The sequence below is a fragment of the Motilimonas pumila genome (genome assembly GCF_003596335.1).
In the GTDB taxonomy this organism is placed as follows: Bacteria; Pseudomonadota; Gammaproteobacteria; order Enterobacterales; family CBDFNC01; genus Motilimonas; species Motilimonas pumila.
This window is the reverse complement of sequence record NZ_QZCH01000123.1, coordinates 1-809: the sequence shown is the minus strand read 5'-3', so window position 1 is coordinate 809 and position 809 is coordinate 1. Positions and strand designations below refer to the sequence as shown.

The 809-nt window shown below is 38.1% G+C and carries 1 protein-coding gene and 1 pseudogene; one reads left to right on the top strand and one right to left on the bottom strand.

The genetic code is table 11. From position 1 onward, the window contains the following. A pseudogene (locus D1Z90_RS20820) lies at positions 1 to 186 on the top strand (IS110 family transposase); the annotation flags it as partial. 64 nt (positions 187 to 250) lie between these two features. Here the strand turns inward: D1Z90_RS20820 and D1Z90_RS20815 are convergent. After that, positions 251 to 625 (bottom strand): hypothetical protein, encoded by a 375-nt coding sequence (locus D1Z90_RS20815; RefSeq protein ID WP_119912670.1) that lies wholly within the window; start codon positions 623 to 625, stop codon positions 251 to 253. Positions 626 to 809: the final 184 nt, after the last annotated feature.

Genomic DNA, 809 nt, shown 5'->3' with positions numbered 1-809 from the left:
TTATACATGGCAATGATGTCTGCTATTCAATCAAACCCTGTTTTCAAAGCAACGTATCAACGCCTTGTTGCAGCCGGGAAACCCAAAAAAGTAGCGATTATTGCATGCATCAGAAAGATGATTGTTATCTTAAATTCAATGCTGCGGAATGAAGCGTTATGGGAAGCGCCAAAAGTGGTAAATTAACTATTGACGCCATAATCTCTTGTTATGTGTTTTTAGCTTTGTAATGCATTTACAAAAGTAGTCACTATTCTTTATATTTAGCTAGCTCACGAAAACTCTCCAGCACTTTTACAATGCCTTTCGAAGAATCATAGTTTTCTGATGTTACCACATCATGAAATATGCAATATAGAGAGCCATTCTCTCCTTCATTTACATTTATAAAGTATGGATTTCCACTACCAATCTCACAACTAGCAACTGGAATATAGCCATCTGACTTTACATACATACCAGGATAGTATTCAGTAGACTCTTGAATCGACATGGATTCACCCATAATATACAAGTCAGGTCCTTCTTCGTCCAAATTGGCTAGATCTGCTTCCGGAGGTATTTTACAAGAAGCCCCTTCCAATTCATTTTTCTTTATAAATTTATTCCAATAGTCCGGAACCATAATTGATTTCCCAGTAGACACATAACGCCCGCTTAAGCGGACGGAAATAGTTGGCTAAAATTTGTGAGGAACGAACAATAGCCAAATGTTGACGTTCCGTTTAAAGCGCTTGTATGGATAATTCCCCTACCAAACTAAACCTTTTCGGGTAATGTGAGACCCAAGTGTTAGCAGCAACTAACGC

What these genes read in the sequence shown, in the direction of transcription:
- D1Z90_RS20815 (WP_119912670.1), bottom strand. Translation starts at nt 625, where the DNA reads ATGGTTCCGGACTATTGGAATAAATTTATAAAGAAAAATGAATTGGAA.